Genomic DNA, 13,796 nt, shown 5'->3' on the forward strand with positions numbered 1-13,796 from the left:
ACGCGGCTTATGTGATCTGGCTTGCCTTGGGTTTGCGTTAACGTGCAGGTTGTGGACAACGCGACGACAGAACGGGCGCGAACAGGCGAAAGAGGGCTGGCGTGGGTCGGGCAATTAGCAAATCAGGCGTATTGACTGCATTGGGTGCAATGTCGGGGACCTCGCTGGATGGCGTGGACGCGGCGGTGATCAAAACGGACGGTTACAGAATTCTTGGCTTTGGGCCCACCGGATACCGCGCCTATTCAGATGCGGAGCGGAAAACGCTTCGTGCTGCATTGGGACAGTGGCATGGCCCCGAGGTGGATGACGCGGCGGAATTGGTTACGCTTGCCCATGCCGAAATACTGGCGGACTTCGACAAGATTGATCTGATCGGGCTTCATGGTCAGACCCTAGCGCATGAACCAAGCGGGCGCGGCACGTTGCAGGTGGGTGACGGCGATGGCCTGACGCAGGCCTTGGGTGTCCCCGTCGTCTGGGATTTCCGCAGCGATGATGTGGCGATGGGGGGCGAGGGCGCTCCGCTTGCGCCCTTTTTCCACTTTGCCTGTGCCAAGTGGATTGAGGCCAACCAACCGCTTTGTTTTCTGAACCTGGGTGGGGTCGGGAACCTGACCTATGTAGATCCCAGGTTTGATGGCCCTGAAATACCAGGTGCGCTCTTGGCTTTTGACACCGGTCCGGCCAACGCACCGGTTGATGATCTGATGCAGGAACGTCTGGGTCTGCCCATGGATCGCGACGGCGCGGTTGCGCGCGGCGGTAGGGTCGAGGCCGGAGCACTTGAACTGTTTCTGGCAGAGCCTTTCTTTAACAGGATGCCGCCGAAATCGCTGGACCGGAACGACTTTGCCGAGATGATCCGCCTGGTTCAGGAATTATCAGATGCTGATGCAGTTGCCACGCTTACCGGCATGTGCGCCGCCGGAGTTGCGCAAGGGATCGAGCATTGCCCGGAACCGCCGTCGCGTGTGTTGGTGACAGGAGGGGGACGGCATAACCCGGTCCTGATGGAGATGCTGCGCGTTTCGCTGGATTGTCCGGTGGAGCCGGTCGAAGCGGTTGGTCTGGATGGGGATATGCTGGAAGCACAGGCCTTTGCCTATCTTGCTGTCCGTGTCGCGCGCGGGCTGCCGACCTCTTGCCCCGGCACCACAGGGGTTAAGGCACTGGTCGGGGGCGGGATGGTCAGCGTTCCATCGAGCGAACGTAGTCTGACGTAAATTCTGAATACCCCTCAGAGGTCGATTTCAAATGTGCTTTGGTCCAGTCATGCAGCGTTGGCAGCTGGTGAAACGGCACGTTTGGAAAGGCGTGGTGTTCGGCGTGATAGGGCATGTTCCAGGCCAGAAATCGGACCAATCGGTTGGTGAACGTAGTGCGCGAGTTTTCAAGCATATTCGCCACCGGCGGGCAGAGGCCGTGTTCCGCAAGCAGGTACAGCCGAAGAACGGGCTGTGCCACCAAGACCGGCAACAGCCATAAGCTGACCATCAAAGGTGACACCAGCAGGCTTGCCCCTGCAAGCGCGTAAATGGCCAGCAGGACACGGGCCTCAATCCGCATGGCCTTATGTTGGCGATGCGGCAAATAGGGCGCCTCGATCCGGCCCATTGCGTTACTGATCAGAACGCTCATCATCCCAGACCAATAAGGCCAACCACTCAGATAGATCAGCAGGCTGGGCCAGCTGTCGGGCCGCGGTTTGCCCCCCAGTTCGGGGTCTTTGTCCGGGTGGTTGGTCCATTTGTGATGCGCGAGGTGAAAGTATCGAAACCAGGTAAAGGGCAGGGCGATCGGGAGTGAGACCAGATGCCCGACCGCATCATTCATCCAGCCAGTCCGAAACGGCGTTTTATGGGTGCATTCATGGCTGAGGGTGAACAGAAACACCAGCAGCACGCCTTGCGGCAGGATCAGCAGCGGCCAGAGCGGGATTTGCAGTGCTATGCCTGTACTCGTTGAGCTCAGCACCAATAGATACAGCACCAAGTGCCTCAGACCCGCCGCGTCAGACCGCATCTGCAGCCGGTCTTTGGCCTCGGCCGGGAGTGATGCGATGAGGGCGCGGTGATCCATCGGTCAGCCTCGGGGGATGTCGAACCCTGGAGCGGCGAGCTCGAACCCGTCAAACTCAAACCCCGGGGACACGGTGCAAGAGACCAGCGTGTAGGCCCCCGTGCTGCGCGCGGCCTGCCAGTGATCCTTGGGCACGATCAGTTGTGGTGCGCCTTGCGACAGGTCCGGGGTCAGCATGTGGTCGGTCGCCGGGCCAGTTTCGGTTGCGCTGAGCGACAGCACCAAGGGTGCCCCCGCGTGATACAGCCAGATCTCGGTCGCATCGACGCGGTGCCAATGGCTGGCCTCGCCTTGGGCCAGCAGAAAATAGATACAGGTCCCGGTGGCGCGGCCGTGGTTATCAGCGCGCCAGGTTTCACGGAACCAGCCGCCTTCGGGGTGGCGTTGCAGATTCAGATGTTGAATGATCTCTTGTGCGGTCATGGGGCCTCGGTCGTTTCAGGGCGATTATGCACGGGATTGGACGATCCGCTATGGTATTCGTCCCGATCAGGAATATGTTTGGAACATGACTCTGATGATCCCCTTCGACAACAGTTACGCCCGTTTGCCAAACAGCTTTTATGCGCGGCAAGCGCCGGTGCCGGTTCGTGCGCCTCGCTTGATTGCTTTCAACTCCGATCTTGCGCAGATTCTGAGAATCACGCCCGGCGAGGTGCATGAAATGGCCGAGGCCTTTTCCGGCAACGCCCTGCCAGAGGGGGCAGAACCGATTGCACAGCTCTATTCAGGGCATCAGTTCGGAAATTATAACCCCCAGCTTGGGGACGGGCGCGCGGTTTTGCTGGGCGAGACAGTTGGGACGGATGGCGTTCGACGGGATATCCAGTTGAAGGGATCAGGCCCGACGCCGTTTTCCCGACAGGGTGACGGACGTGCATGGCTGGGTCCGGTGCTGCGCGAGTATGTGGTGTCCGAGGCGATGCACGCACTGGGCATCCCGACCACAAGGGCGCTGGCCGCCGTTGAGACTGGCGAGGCCATTTTTCGAGAAGGTCCAATGCCTGGTGCGATCCTGACCCGTGTCGCACAAAGCCACCTGCGCGTAGGTAGCTTTCAGATCTTCGCCGCGCGTGGACAGTTGGACAGTCTGCGTCGACTGACAGATTATGCCATCCAGCGACATTACCCGCAGGCCGACGGCCCGATGGGTCTTTTGCGCGCTGTTGTCGACGCACAATCGCAGTTGATTGCCGCATGGATGAGTGTGGGATTCATCCATGGGGTGATGAATACTGACAACTGCTCGATCTCAGGCGAAACCATTGATTACGGCCCTTGCGCCTTCATGGATAACTATCATCCCAATACCGTCTACAGCTCGATCGACCGCATGGGTCGCTATGCCTATTCCAACCAGCCCGAAATCGCCGTTTGGAATGCAGCGCAGCTGGCGACCGCGCTGATCCAGCAGTTCGAGGATAAAGAGGCCGCCGTTGCTGAGGCTACCGAGATCGTCCATGCGATGCCCGACCTGATACAGCAGCAATGGCTTACAAAGTTCCGGGCCAAGATCGGTCTTGTGACGCAGGAAGACGGCGATCTTGAGATGATCTCGGACTTGCTGAATTGCATGGCGCAGAACCAGGCGGATTTCACCAATACCTTCCGGGCGCTGGGCGGCGATCAGGCGCGGGATCAATTCGCCGATCCGCAGGCCTTTGATCAATGGGCAGACGGTTGGCGGTCGCGGCTGTCTCGTGAAAAAAACCCTGCTGAGGTGATTAACAAGGCCAGTCCGGCCTTTATCCCGCGCAACCACCGGGTCGAACAGATGATCCAGGCGGCGGTGCAGGGGGAATTTGACCCATTCCACCGGCTCAACAATGTGCTGTCCCGGCCCTATGAGGATCAACCCGGCGCTTTGGATCTGACACGGCCACCGGTACAGGATGAGGTTGTTCAGGCGACCTTCTGCGGTACATGAGTTCCTCACACCTGTTTTCGCAGTCAGCTACGTCGGTGTTTCGCCATGCGCTTGCTTTGGTGAAGCCGGCTTGCAATCAACGATGAGCAGCGCAATCCTGCGATCTCAAACGGACTTTCAGGAACCCATGTCTCAGACCGCAATCCTGCGCATCGCCAGCTATAATATTCAGAAATGTGTCGGACTGGATCTACGTCGACAGCCCCAGAGGATTCTTCAGGTCATCGAAAGCCTGCAGGCCGATATTGTCGTCTTGCAAGAGGCCGACAAACGATTGCCTCCGCGCCCTGCGGCCCTGCCGCATTTCATGCTTGACGAAGCGGGATGGCAGATCGTCGATTTGGGTGGGGCTGGCAGCTTGGGGTGGCATGGGAATGCAGTGATCTGGCGGGGTGATGCGATCCGTGTCCGGCAGACCGGGCATCACGAATTACCGGGGCTGGAACCGCGTGGGGCTGTCAGGGTCGAGTTTGACACACCAATCGGTCCGCTTCGGGTGATGGGCATGCATCTGGGGCTCTTGCCCGCCTCACGCCGTCAGCAAATCACCCACCTCAGACGGTGCGATGCGAATCTTGAGGATTTGCCAACTGTCTGGGCGGGGGATTTCAATGAATGGTCCCGACAGCCGGTTCTGGATCACCTGGCCCCGGATATGCACTTTCTTCCACCATTCCCCAGCTTTCCAGCGGCACAGCCGCTGGGCGCGCTGGATCGGATCGCGCTCGGCGCGGGGCTTGAGGCTGTTTTGCATGGCGTGCATTCGGTGCGACCCGCGCATATCGCCTCGGATCATTTGCCAATCTGGGCCGATCTACGCCTTGTAGCTTAGCCGGTAAATCCCCTGTAGCGCCGATCACGCATACGGTTTAATACAGAGAACCGAATATATGCCGAGGGTTCCTATGTCCGACACGATCATCGCCCGTTGCGAAGCCAAAGGCCTGCGTATGACAGGACAGCGCCGCACGATTGCACAGGTGCTGCAACAAAGCGATGATCATCCCGATGTCGAAGAGCTCTATTCGCGCGCCTCGCAGGTTGATTCTGGTATTTCCATCGCCACCGTCTATCGGACCGTCAAACTGTTCGAAGAGGCCGGGATTCTGGAACGTCTGGAGTTCGGCGACGGGCGCGCCCGGTACGAGGATGCCGAACGGGATCACCATGATCACCTGATCGACATGCAGTCGGGCGAGGTCATCGAATTTGTCGACCCCGAGATCGAAGCGCTGCAGGAAAAGATCGCCGCCAAGCTGGGCTATAAGCTGAAAGGCCACCGGCTAGAGCTGTACGGCGTGCCGCTGGATCACGACTGACCCATCACAAAAAACGAACGGCCAGCGCACGGGATTTCATATTTCCCAGGCGGATAAAGCTTGCCTGACAGCCCGGCTTCGGTTTTTGGTTGGATAGGGTCGGTTGAATGTGCCGCACTACTCTACGGACAAAACTATGAACAACGTGAACGGCATTTTGCTGGTCGTCGGCGCAATGGCGGCTTTTGCTCTTGAGGATATGTTCATCAAGCACCTGTCGGTCACCGTGCCGACGGGGCAGATCATGGTCATTCTGGGCCTTGCCTGTGGTTTGGTTTTCGCAGCGATGGCCCTGTTCACCCGCAAACACATCTTTGATGCCGCCGCGTGGCAGAGCTTGCCCCTGATCCGCGCGCTCTGCGAAGGGCTGGGGGCCGTGGCGTTTGTGACCGCGCTGTCTCTGGTCGATTTGTCGACGGTTGCGGCGGTGTTTCAGGCCATGCCCTTGGTCGTGACCATGGGGGCCGCGCTGTTTCTAGGTGAGCAGGTTGGCTGGCGACGGTGGAGCGCCATCGGCGTCGGCTTCATCGGTGTCCTTATGATCATCCGTCCCGGGCTGGACGGGTTCCAGCCGGAAACCCTGTTCGTGGTGGCCAGCGTTGTGGCCATTGCCGCCCGCGATCTGATCACACGCAGACTGGACGCACGCGTGGCCTCAGCCGTGGTGGCGATGCAGGCTTACGGAGCGGTGACGCTTGCTGGTCTGGTGCTGATCTCAATGGCTGGCCAGCCGGTCGTTGCCATGAGCCAGTCGGAATTCGGGCCGTTCCTTGGCGCGATTGGGTTTGGAGTGCTAGGGTATTACGGTATCGTAAGCGCGATGCGGATTGGCGATGCCTCGGCCCTGACCCCGTTCCGTTACACTCGACTGGTGTTCTCCATTGCAGCCGGAATGCTGATGTTCGGCGAGCGCCCGGATATGATGACGGTTGCCGGTGCCTCGCTGATCCTGGGGTCGGGGCTTTATACCTTCCTGCGCGAACGGCGCTTGGCGCGGTCACTGGCTGTCGCGGCCTGACGGATCGTCGCAGGTTTGCGCAAACACGCCCTCAGACCTGTGTTAGCGATAACATGAGTGGTTTACTTTTTGCCCTGTACTGATATGAGGCTGGCAACTGATTGCAGCCACAGGGACGGGCCTCATGAGCACCATCATCGACATCCATGCACGCGAAATTCTGGACAGCCGGGGCAACCCGACCGTCGAAGTGGACGTGATCCTGGAAGACGGCACCATGGGCCGTGCCGCCGTCCCGTCGGGTGCCTCGACCGGCGCCTATGAGGCGGTCGAAAAGCGTGATGGTGATAAATCGCGCTATATGGGCAAGGGCGTGCTCGAAGCGGTTGCCGCCGTAAATGGTGAGATCGCCGAAGAACTGGTTGGGTTCGACGCGACCGAGCAGGTGGCGATCGACCAGACTATGATCGAACTGGACGGCACCGAGAACAAAGGCCGTCTGGGCGCAAACGCTATTCTGGGCGTTTCGCTGGCAACGGCCAAGGCGGCAGCGGATTTCACCACACAGCCGCTGTTTCGCTATGTCGGCGGCACCTCGGCCCGTATCCTGCCCGTGCCGATGATGAATATCATCAACGGTGGCGAACATGCCGACAACCCGATCGACATTCAGGAATTTATGATCATGCCGACCTCGGCCGCGAATATCCGCGACGCGGTGCGCATGGGGTCCGAGGTGTTCCATACTCTGAAGAAAGAGCTGTCGTCGGCAGGTCTTGCCACAGGTGTCGGCGACGAGGGCGGCTTTGCCCCCAACATCGCCAGCACGCGCGAGGCACTGGATTTCATTCTGAAATCCATCGAAAAGGCGGGCTACAAGCCGGGTGAGGAAATCCATCTGGCTTTGGACTGCGCCGCGACCGAGTATTACAAAGACGGCAAATACGTCCTGTCCGGTGAGGGCAAGAGCCTGACCTCGGAAGAAAATGCCGACTATCTGGCCGCTCTGGTCAACGACTATCCGATCATCTCAATCGAAGACGGTATGTCTGAGGATGACTGGGACGGCTGGAAGGCCCTGACCGACGCCATCGGCGACAAGGTGCAACTGGTGGGCGACGATCTGTTCGTCACCAACCCCACGCGACTGGCGGAAGGGATTGAACGCGGTTGTGCCAACTCGATGCTGGTCAAGGTGAACCAGATCGGAACGCTGACCGAGACGCTGCGCGCCGTCGATATGGCCCATCGCGCACGCTATACCAATGTGATGTCGCACCGCTCGGGCGAGACCGAAGATGCCACGATTGCCGATCTGGCAGTGGCCACGAATTGCGGTCAGATCAAAACCGGATCACTGGCGCGGTCAGATCGGTTAGCCAAGTATAATCAACTGATCCGTATCGAAGAATCTCTGGGTGAGATTGCCGAATACGCAGGGGCCTCAATCCTCAAGCGCTGAAACCTGTAAGCCTGAATCTTGATTGCCTGGCCTGTGGAAATGGGCCGGGCTTTTTTGTGTTGGATTGTAGGTTTGGCCCATGTCTAAATCTCAAACCGGCACTTTAGCATGATTGGGTCAGAAGAAACTTGGGAGGTTATGAATAGTATTATCTATATATATTAATGGCTTATATAGGGCTCCTGCGCTGGCGGCCCTTATGTGTGAACTTTTTCCTTTTTGTTCTGTAGTGCGCATTCGTATCATATTGAAATAACAGATAAGGGGAACACTATGAATGGTTCGAAACTTCTTCTGGTAGCGTCTGCACTCAGCACTGTATTTCTGGTTGCTTGCTCAGAGCCTGGAACATATCCGATCACCGGTACGGCAGTGTCCCCTGACGATCCAGTGGCAAACCTTGAAGCTCCGGTTTACATCCGTCGCGGTGAGGCCCGGTAGGGTCTGTCAATCTTTCGCGGGTGGCCTTGTTGTTCAGCCACACAGAAATGGATCAAAGGGTTTTGCTCATCAGCATATAGCGGTCACGAGGCTTGAAACCTGTGCGTAGATACAGTTTCTGTGCCGTCTCGTTCGTACGATCGACTTCAAGATGCAAGGCTGTGAGCCCCGCGCTCGCCAACGCCTTGGGCAAATCCAGCAAGACTTCAGACGCAATTCCGCGCCCTCGCACGGCAGGACGAATATAGATCTCATCCACGAATCCATCCATGCCGCCGAATTCAACCGACCACCCAAAGGTCAGGATGACATAGCCCAAGGGTGCGCGACCGGGGCCAATCAGGTAGATGCACCCAAAAGGTATTCCCTCGAGAAGAGGGGCAAGCGCATTGCGCGTCTGATCGGCATCCTGGGTAATGCCTTCTTCGGCGTGAAAGGCGGCGACCAGACCAACCAGACGTTCCAGATCCTCGGGGCGAGCAAGGCGAAGTGCGGCGCTCATAGTCGGGCCAGCCGATCCGTGAGCAGATCAAAAAACCCGCCAGCGTCAATTTCTCCGATGAACAGGGCGTTGGGTTTTCTGTCGGTAACACCCCACCAATCGGCAACTGTCATGCCCAGGGTCAGCTTTGATTGGGTCTCGACCTCGACATTCACCAGCCGCCCGGTAAACAGTTCGGGCTTGATTAGATAGGCAGTCACGCAAGGGTCGTGTAGCGGAGCACCTTCCGAGCCGTATTTGTTTTTGTCGAACCTTTCAAAGAAATCGGTCATCTCGGCCACCGCGACACCGGCCTTGTTTCCAATTCTACGGAAGGCATCGTTGCGCGTCTTGGTCACCAGAGCTTTATGCGTGACATCAAGCGACATCACCACAACGGGACGTCCAGATTTGAACACAATATCAGCGGCTTCTGGATCGACGTAAATGTTAAATTCGGCGGTTGGGGTGATGTTTCCAACTTCGAAATATGCCCCTCCCATCAAAACGATCTCTTGAACCCGATCCACGATGTCAGGCGCTTTGCGGAACGCTGTGGCGATGTTGGTCAATGGCCCAAGGGGGCAGAGCGTAACGGAGCCTGGTTCATGCGCGCGCAACGTGTCGATGATGAAATCGACGGCATGTCCTTCGGACAGCGGCATCTGCGGATCCGGCAGAACCGGCCCATCCAAGCCAGTTTTGCCATGCACATGCTCCGCAGTGATCAGGGGGCGCTCTAACGGGCGGTCGCATCCGGCATAGACGGGGGTCTGGGTATGGCCAGCCAGTTCGCAGACAATACGCGCGTTTTTGGCTGTCAGCTCTAAGGGTACGTTGCCAGCGACTGCGGTAATGCCCAAAACCTCAATTTCGTCGGGGCTGGCAAGCGCCAGCAGAATGGCGACGGCATCGTCCTGTCCCGGATCGGTGTCTATAATGATTTTGCGAGCGGGCATGATCGTCTCCGGAGGTCGTGAAGGTGGGACACTCGCAAGTGTCCGAGAGCTTGTCTAGCGGTTTTACGTTCCGGCCTCGGCCTTTGCCGGCGGGAGTTTGCCATTGGCCCGATGTTCCTCGATCTTCACCTCGTCCCAAAGCGCGTCCATCTCTTCCAGCGTGCTTTCCGTTGGGGTTTTCCCCCGTGCAGCCAGGCGCGACTCGACCTGTTCGAACCGGCGGGTGAACTTGGCGTTGGTCCGACGCAGGGCGGTCTCGGGCTCGACCCCAAGATGGCGGCCCAGATTGACCATAACGAATAGCAGATCGCCGAACTCATCCTCTAACGCATCCGCATCCATGCGGTCGCGTGCCTCTTCGAGCTCGGCAGCCTCTTCGGTAATCTTGGCCAGCACATGGCTGGCATCGGGCCAGTCGAATCCAACACGGGCGGCACGTTTCTGCAATTTGAGAGCACGCAGCAGGGCGGGTAGGTTGGCGGCGACACCGTCCAACGCGCCTTGTTGTTCTTTACCAGCACGTTCGGCTGCTTTGATGGCTTCCCAGTCCAGTGTTTGCTGCTCTGCCGATTTGTCGCGGGATTCGTCGCCAAAGACATGCGGGTGCCGGGCGACCATCTTGTCCGACATGGTGCGCACCACGTCCTGAAAGGTGAAATGCCCGGCTTCTTCGGCCATTTGTGCATGAAAGACAGACTGGAACAGCAGATCCCCAAGTTCGCCCTTCAGCTCATCATAAGCCTCACGTTCGATGGCATCAGCGACCTCATAAGCCTCTTCGATCGTATAAGGAGCGACCGTGCCGAAATCCTGCTCAATATCCCATGGGCAGCCAGTTTGAGGGTCGCGCAGTCGGCGCATGATCTCTAACAAGCGTTCGATGCCAGCATCGCTGTCAAGGATCAGAGGATTTTCGGCCATTGCGAACCCTTTCGTTCCGGTGTCAGATGCATCCATTCCGCAGTCACGATCAGGAGTCCACCCCAGATGCCCGTCGTCAACAGAATTGCCGATTTCTCTGCCGATATGGCCGCATGGCGCCAGCATCTGCATACGATCCCCGAGCTTGCATTCGAATGCCACGAAACCGCGGCCTTTGTCGCTGATCGACTCCGTGAGTTCGATGTGGATGAGGTGCACCAAGGGATCGCCACTACTGGGATCGTTGCGATCATCAATGGCCAGGGTGAGGGGCCGACGATAGGTCTGCGCGCTGATATGGACGCTTTGCCTATCCCCGAGGAAACAGGGGTCGCGTACCAATCAACCAAGCCCGGAAACATGCATGCCTGCGGTCATGACGGGCACACCACGATGTTGTTGGGCGCGGCGCGCTATTTGGCGGAAACCCGAAATTTCCGTGGACGCGTGGCGCTGATCTTTCAACCGGCCGAAGAAGAGGGTGGTGGCGCGGGCGTCATGGTCGAAGAGGGGATCATGGACCGGTTCGACATTTCCCAAATCTATGCATTGCACAATGCGCCTGGAATTCCCGAAGGATCCTTTCAGACAACCCCCGGGCCGATCATGGCTGCTGTTGATACGTTCGAAGTTCACATTCAGGGCCTTGGTGGCCATGGTGCCATGCCGCATGAAACCCGGGATCCGGTGATGGCGGCCTGCGGTATCGCCCAGGCGATTCAGACCATCGTCAGTCGTAACAACTATGCTTTGGACAGTCTGGTGATCTCGGTCACGCAAATCCATACCGGCACCGTGAACAACGTGATCCCCGATACCGCCTTTATCAACGGCACTGTGCGCACTTTTGATCCGACTGTGCAGAAAATGGTGATGGAGCGGATGGAACAGATCGTACAAGGACAAGCCCAATCCTATGGTGTCGAAGCGCGGCTGGACTATGAGGTCAACTATCCTGCAACAATCAATGACGCCGACAAGACTGGTTTTGCCGCAGAAATCGCGCGTGATGTTGCCGGTGCAGATCGCGTGATGACCAATGTCGACGCGATGATGGGGGCCGAGGATTTTTCATACATGCTGCAGTCGCGCCCCGGCGCTTACCTGTTTCTGGGGCAAGGCGAGGGGGCCGGATTGCATCATCCGAAATACAACTTCAACGACGACATCGCGCCGGTTGGGGCGTCTTTCTTTGCGCGGATCGTCGAAAAGGCCCAGCCTTTGGGCTGACAGGAGAAAGACATGGCACTGGAAGATTCAAAGAATTTCGTCGATGAGGCGTTTACCAATCCTGAACTGAAAGGCGTCTCGTACGAGAATACTTTCGGGGGGGCGATGTCATTTTTGCGCCGCTTGTATACCAAGGATCTGACCGGGATCGATATCGCCGTAACCGGCGTGCCATTTGATCAGGCGGTGACGAACCGCCCCGGTACGCGTCTTGGGCCACGCGCCATCCGCGAGGCCAGCACGTTGCAATCCCCGGATGAGCCTTATGGCTGGCCGTTTGATGCGCTAAGCGAATTGGCAATCGTGGATTATGGGGACATGGCTTATGACTACGCCAATATACCTGCCTTTCCGGACACATTGACGGACCACATTCGCACAATTCTCAACGCTGACGTGGCCTCGGTGACGCTTGGTGGGGACCACTATATCAGCTTTCCGATCCTGAAGGCCTATGCCGAGAAATACGGGCCAATGTCCTTGCTGCAATTTGATGCGCATACGGATACATGGGCTGACGACGACATGTCCCGCGTGGATCATGGGACCATGTTCTACAAGGCGGTCAAATCAGGGATAGTGGACCCTAAGCGTTCCGTTCAGGTGGGTATTCGTACGACGAACGAAGATACTTTGGGGGTCAACATCATTGACGCTCGGGAGGTGTACGAGTCCGGTCCCGCCGCCGTGGCGCAAAAGATCAAAGGCATTCTTGGTGACAACCCGGTTTACCTGAGCTTCGATATCGACGGTCTGGACCCGGCCTTTGCGCCTGGCACGGGAACGCCGGTCTGGGGTGGACTGAGTTCGATTCAGGCCCAGATCATCCTGCGCGACATTGCTGGGATTAACATCAAAGGCGGGGACGTGGTCGAGGTTTCGCCGCCCTATGACACCTCAGGTGCGACAGCGATTGCAGGCGCACATGTGGCGACGCAAATCATTTGCCTGCTGGGATGGAACAAGCTGAAGCCTTAACCTTTGGTTAGCCATCTTTCCGGTATCAGGTTAGCAGCAGGGCAGGACGGAAGACATAACGGCATGACACTATTCAACCAACCAATCAGCGGTAACGATCTGGCGCGTTTTTCCGGCCCAAACACGTTTATGCGCCTGCCGCAGGCGGATACGTTGGCCGGAGTGGATGTGGCCGTAATAGGCATACCGATGGACATTGGCACCTCTTGGCGTTCGGGGACACGGTTCGGACCGAAACAGATCCGCAGCGAAAGTGCGATGCTGCGGCCTTACAATATGGCCACCTTTGCGGCCCCCTTCGACAGCCTGCAAATCGCCGACATCGGCGATCTGGCGATCAACACCTTTTCGCTGTCCGACAGCCTAAGGATCATCAAGGAAAGCTATGACGCGATTCTGGCGCAGGGTGTGGCACCTGTGGCGATGGGGGGCGATCACTCGATCACCTTGCCGATCCTGCGGGCCATAGCCGCGAAACACGGGCCTGTGGCGCTGGTGCATGTGGATGCTCATGCGGATGTGAATGATGAGATGTTTGGGGAAAAAGAAACCCACGGCACCGTTTTCCGGCGCGCCTATGAAGAAGGGCTGATCGTGCCGGACAAAACCTTTCAGATCGGCATCCGAGGCTCTGGCTATGCGGCATCGGACTTTACCGAGGCCAAAGGGTGGGGCTTTCGCCAATACCCCGCATGGGAGCTTTGGCAGCAGAACCTGACGGTCATGGGCGCGCAGATACGCAATGAGATCGGGGATCATCCGGTCTATATCACCTATGACATCGACAGTCTGGACCCGTCCTTCGCCCCCGGAACCGGCACGCCCGAGATCGCCGGGTTAACCACACCGCAAGCGTTGCAACTGATCCATGCCCTGGGCGGGGCCAATGTGGTTGGGTGTGATCTGGTCGAGGTTTCTCCGCCGTATGATCCCTCTGGCAATACGGCGCTGACCGCTGCCAATCTGCTGTTTGAACTGCTGTGCATATTGCCAGGCGTGACGTCACGGTAGGGATCACGGCAGTCTCTTGTTTGCTAT

15 protein-coding genes are annotated in these 13,796 nt (G+C 58.0%); 10 read left to right on the forward strand and 5 right to left on the reverse strand.

The window, feature by feature from the left end; genetic code table 11:
* Nucleotides 1-101: 101 nt before the first annotated feature.
* Nucleotides 102-1,226 (forward strand): anhydro-N-acetylmuramic acid kinase, encoded by a 1,125-nt coding sequence (locus AC2FGB_RS01595; protein WP_496693432.1) that lies wholly within the window; start codon nt 102-104, stop codon nt 1,224-1,226.
* Here the strand turns inward: AC2FGB_RS01595 and AC2FGB_RS01600 are convergent.
* Together AC2FGB_RS01600 and AC2FGB_RS01605 are read right to left on the reverse strand one after the other, a co-directional pair.
* Complete coding sequence (locus AC2FGB_RS01600) at nt 1,192-2,082, reverse strand: fatty acid desaturase (protein ID WP_496693433.1); 891 nt, start codon at nt 2,080-2,082, stop codon at nt 1,192-1,194. The two genes, AC2FGB_RS01595 and AC2FGB_RS01600, sit on opposite strands and share 35 nt — an antisense overlap.
* A gap of 3 nt (nt 2,083-2,085) precedes the next feature.
* Complete coding sequence (locus tag AC2FGB_RS01605; RefSeq protein ID WP_496693434.1) at nt 2,086-2,505, reverse strand: cupin domain-containing protein; 420 nt, start codon at nt 2,503-2,505, stop codon at nt 2,086-2,088.
* An 85-nt stretch (nt 2,506-2,590) separates the two neighbouring features.
* Here AC2FGB_RS01605 and AC2FGB_RS01610 point away from each other — a divergent pair, with 85 nt between their 5' ends.
* The 6 genes from AC2FGB_RS01610 (at nt 2,591) to AC2FGB_RS01635 (ending at nt 8,189) form a co-directional block, all read left to right on the forward strand.
* Nucleotides 2,591-4,009 carry a protein adenylyltransferase SelO gene (locus tag AC2FGB_RS01610; RefSeq protein WP_496693506.1) on the forward strand — a complete coding sequence of 473 codons (1,419 nt, stop codon included), beginning with the start codon at nt 2,591-2,593 and terminating at the stop codon, nt 4,007-4,009.
* Between the two features lie 127 nt (nt 4,010-4,136).
* Nucleotides 4,137-4,841 (forward strand): endonuclease/exonuclease/phosphatase family protein, encoded by a 705-nt coding sequence (locus AC2FGB_RS01615; protein ID WP_142635102.1) that lies wholly within the window; start codon nt 4,137-4,139, stop codon nt 4,839-4,841.
* A 73-nt stretch (nt 4,842-4,914) separates the two neighbouring features.
* Nucleotides 4,915-5,328, forward strand: a complete 414-nt coding sequence (locus tag AC2FGB_RS01620) for a Fur family transcriptional regulator (RefSeq protein WP_142633379.1) — start codon at nt 4,915-4,917, stop codon at nt 5,326-5,328.
* Between the two features lie 136 nt (nt 5,329-5,464).
* On the forward strand, nt 5,465-6,346 hold the full coding sequence (locus tag AC2FGB_RS01625; RefSeq protein WP_496693435.1) for a DMT family transporter: 882 nt from the start codon (nt 5,465-5,467) through the stop codon (nt 6,344-6,346).
* Nucleotides 6,347-6,470: 124 nt separating this feature from the next.
* Nucleotides 6,471-7,748, forward strand: coding sequence for a phosphopyruvate hydratase (gene eno, locus AC2FGB_RS01630; protein WP_496693436.1), 1,278 nt, complete (start codon nt 6,471-6,473; stop codon nt 7,746-7,748).
* 273 nt (nt 7,749-8,021) lie between these two features.
* Complete coding sequence (locus AC2FGB_RS01635) at nt 8,022-8,189, forward strand: hypothetical protein (protein WP_185956604.1); 168 nt, start codon at nt 8,022-8,024, stop codon at nt 8,187-8,189.
* A gap of 52 nt (nt 8,190-8,241) precedes the next feature.
* Here AC2FGB_RS01635 and AC2FGB_RS01640 read toward each other — a convergent pair whose 3' ends face one another.
* The 3 genes from AC2FGB_RS01640 to mazG all read right to left on the reverse strand — a co-directional run bounded on the left by AC2FGB_RS01640 (nt 8,242) and on the right by mazG (nt 10,550).
* Entirely contained in the window at nt 8,242-8,691 is a 450-nt protein-coding gene (locus tag AC2FGB_RS01640; protein WP_142633385.1) for a GNAT family N-acetyltransferase, read from the reverse strand.
* Entirely contained in the window at nt 8,688-9,629 is a 942-nt protein-coding gene (locus AC2FGB_RS01645) for a nucleoside hydrolase (RefSeq protein ID WP_496693437.1), read from the reverse strand. The genes AC2FGB_RS01640 and AC2FGB_RS01645 overlap by 4 nt, the downstream gene beginning before the upstream one ends.
* 63 nt (nt 9,630-9,692) lie before the next feature.
* Nucleotides 9,693-10,550, reverse strand: a complete 858-nt coding sequence (gene mazG / locus AC2FGB_RS01650; RefSeq protein ID WP_281994995.1) for a nucleoside triphosphate pyrophosphohydrolase — start codon at nt 10,548-10,550, stop codon at nt 9,693-9,695.
* Nucleotides 10,551-10,616: 66 nt separating this feature from the next.
* Between mazG and AC2FGB_RS01655 the strand changes: the two genes are divergently transcribed.
* The 3 genes from AC2FGB_RS01655 (at nt 10,617) to speB (AC2FGB_RS01665) (ending at nt 13,769) form a co-directional block, all read left to right on the forward strand.
* Complete coding sequence (locus AC2FGB_RS01655; protein ID WP_142633389.1) at nt 10,617-11,780, forward strand: M20 aminoacylase family protein; 1,164 nt, start codon at nt 10,617-10,619, stop codon at nt 11,778-11,780.
* A 12-nt stretch (nt 11,781-11,792) separates the two neighbouring features.
* Nucleotides 11,793-12,758 carry an agmatinase gene (gene speB / locus AC2FGB_RS01660; RefSeq protein WP_142633391.1) on the forward strand — a complete coding sequence of 322 codons (966 nt, stop codon included), beginning with the start codon at nt 11,793-11,795 and terminating at the stop codon, nt 12,756-12,758.
* A 63-nt stretch (nt 12,759-12,821) separates the two neighbouring features.
* Complete coding sequence (speB, locus tag AC2FGB_RS01665; protein WP_496693438.1) at nt 12,822-13,769, forward strand: agmatinase; 948 nt, start codon at nt 12,822-12,824, stop codon at nt 13,767-13,769.
* Nucleotides 13,770-13,796: the final 27 nt, after the last annotated feature.

Source organism: Ruegeria sp. CDSC021, from assembly GCF_059610845.1.

Excerpts from the sequence above, each read along its gene's own strand:
- AC2FGB_RS01655 (WP_142633389.1), top strand. The coding sequence starts at position 10,617 with ATGCCCGTCGTCAACAGAATTGCCGATTTCTCTGCCGATATGGCCGCA.
- AC2FGB_RS01620 (WP_142633379.1), top strand. The coding sequence starts at position 4,915 with ATGTCCGACACGATCATCGCCCGTTGCGAAGCCAAAGGCCTGCGTATG.
- AC2FGB_RS01645 (WP_496693437.1), bottom strand. The coding sequence starts at position 9,629 with ATGCCCGCTCGCAAAATCATTATAGACACCGATCCGGGACAGGACGAT.
- AC2FGB_RS01635 (WP_185956604.1), top strand. The coding sequence starts at position 8,022 with ATGAATGGTTCGAAACTTCTTCTGGTAGCGTCTGCACTCAGCACTGTA.
- mazG (WP_281994995.1), bottom strand. The coding sequence starts at position 10,550 with ATGGCCGAAAATCCTCTGATCCTTGACAGCGATGCTGGCATCGAACGC.
- AC2FGB_RS01605 (WP_496693434.1), bottom strand. The coding sequence starts at position 2,505 with ATGACCGCACAAGAGATCATTCAACATCTGAATCTGCAACGCCACCCC.
- AC2FGB_RS01625 (WP_496693435.1), top strand. The coding sequence starts at position 5,465 with ATGAACAACGTGAACGGCATTTTGCTGGTCGTCGGCGCAATGGCGGCT.
- speB (WP_142633391.1), top strand. The coding sequence starts at position 11,793 with ATGGCACTGGAAGATTCAAAGAATTTCGTCGATGAGGCGTTTACCAAT.
- AC2FGB_RS01640 (WP_142633385.1), bottom strand. The coding sequence starts at position 8,691 with ATGAGCGCCGCACTTCGCCTTGCTCGCCCCGAGGATCTGGAACGTCTG.
- AC2FGB_RS01615 (WP_142635102.1), top strand. The coding sequence starts at position 4,137 with ATGTCTCAGACCGCAATCCTGCGCATCGCCAGCTATAATATTCAGAAA.
- speB (WP_496693438.1), top strand. The coding sequence starts at position 12,822 with ATGACACTATTCAACCAACCAATCAGCGGTAACGATCTGGCGCGTTTT.
- AC2FGB_RS01600 (WP_496693433.1), bottom strand. The coding sequence starts at position 2,082 with ATGGATCACCGCGCCCTCATCGCATCACTCCCGGCCGAGGCCAAAGAC.
- eno (WP_496693436.1), top strand. The coding sequence starts at position 6,471 with ATGAGCACCATCATCGACATCCATGCACGCGAAATTCTGGACAGCCGG.
- AC2FGB_RS01610 (WP_496693506.1), top strand. The coding sequence starts at position 2,591 with ATGACTCTGATGATCCCCTTCGACAACAGTTACGCCCGTTTGCCAAAC.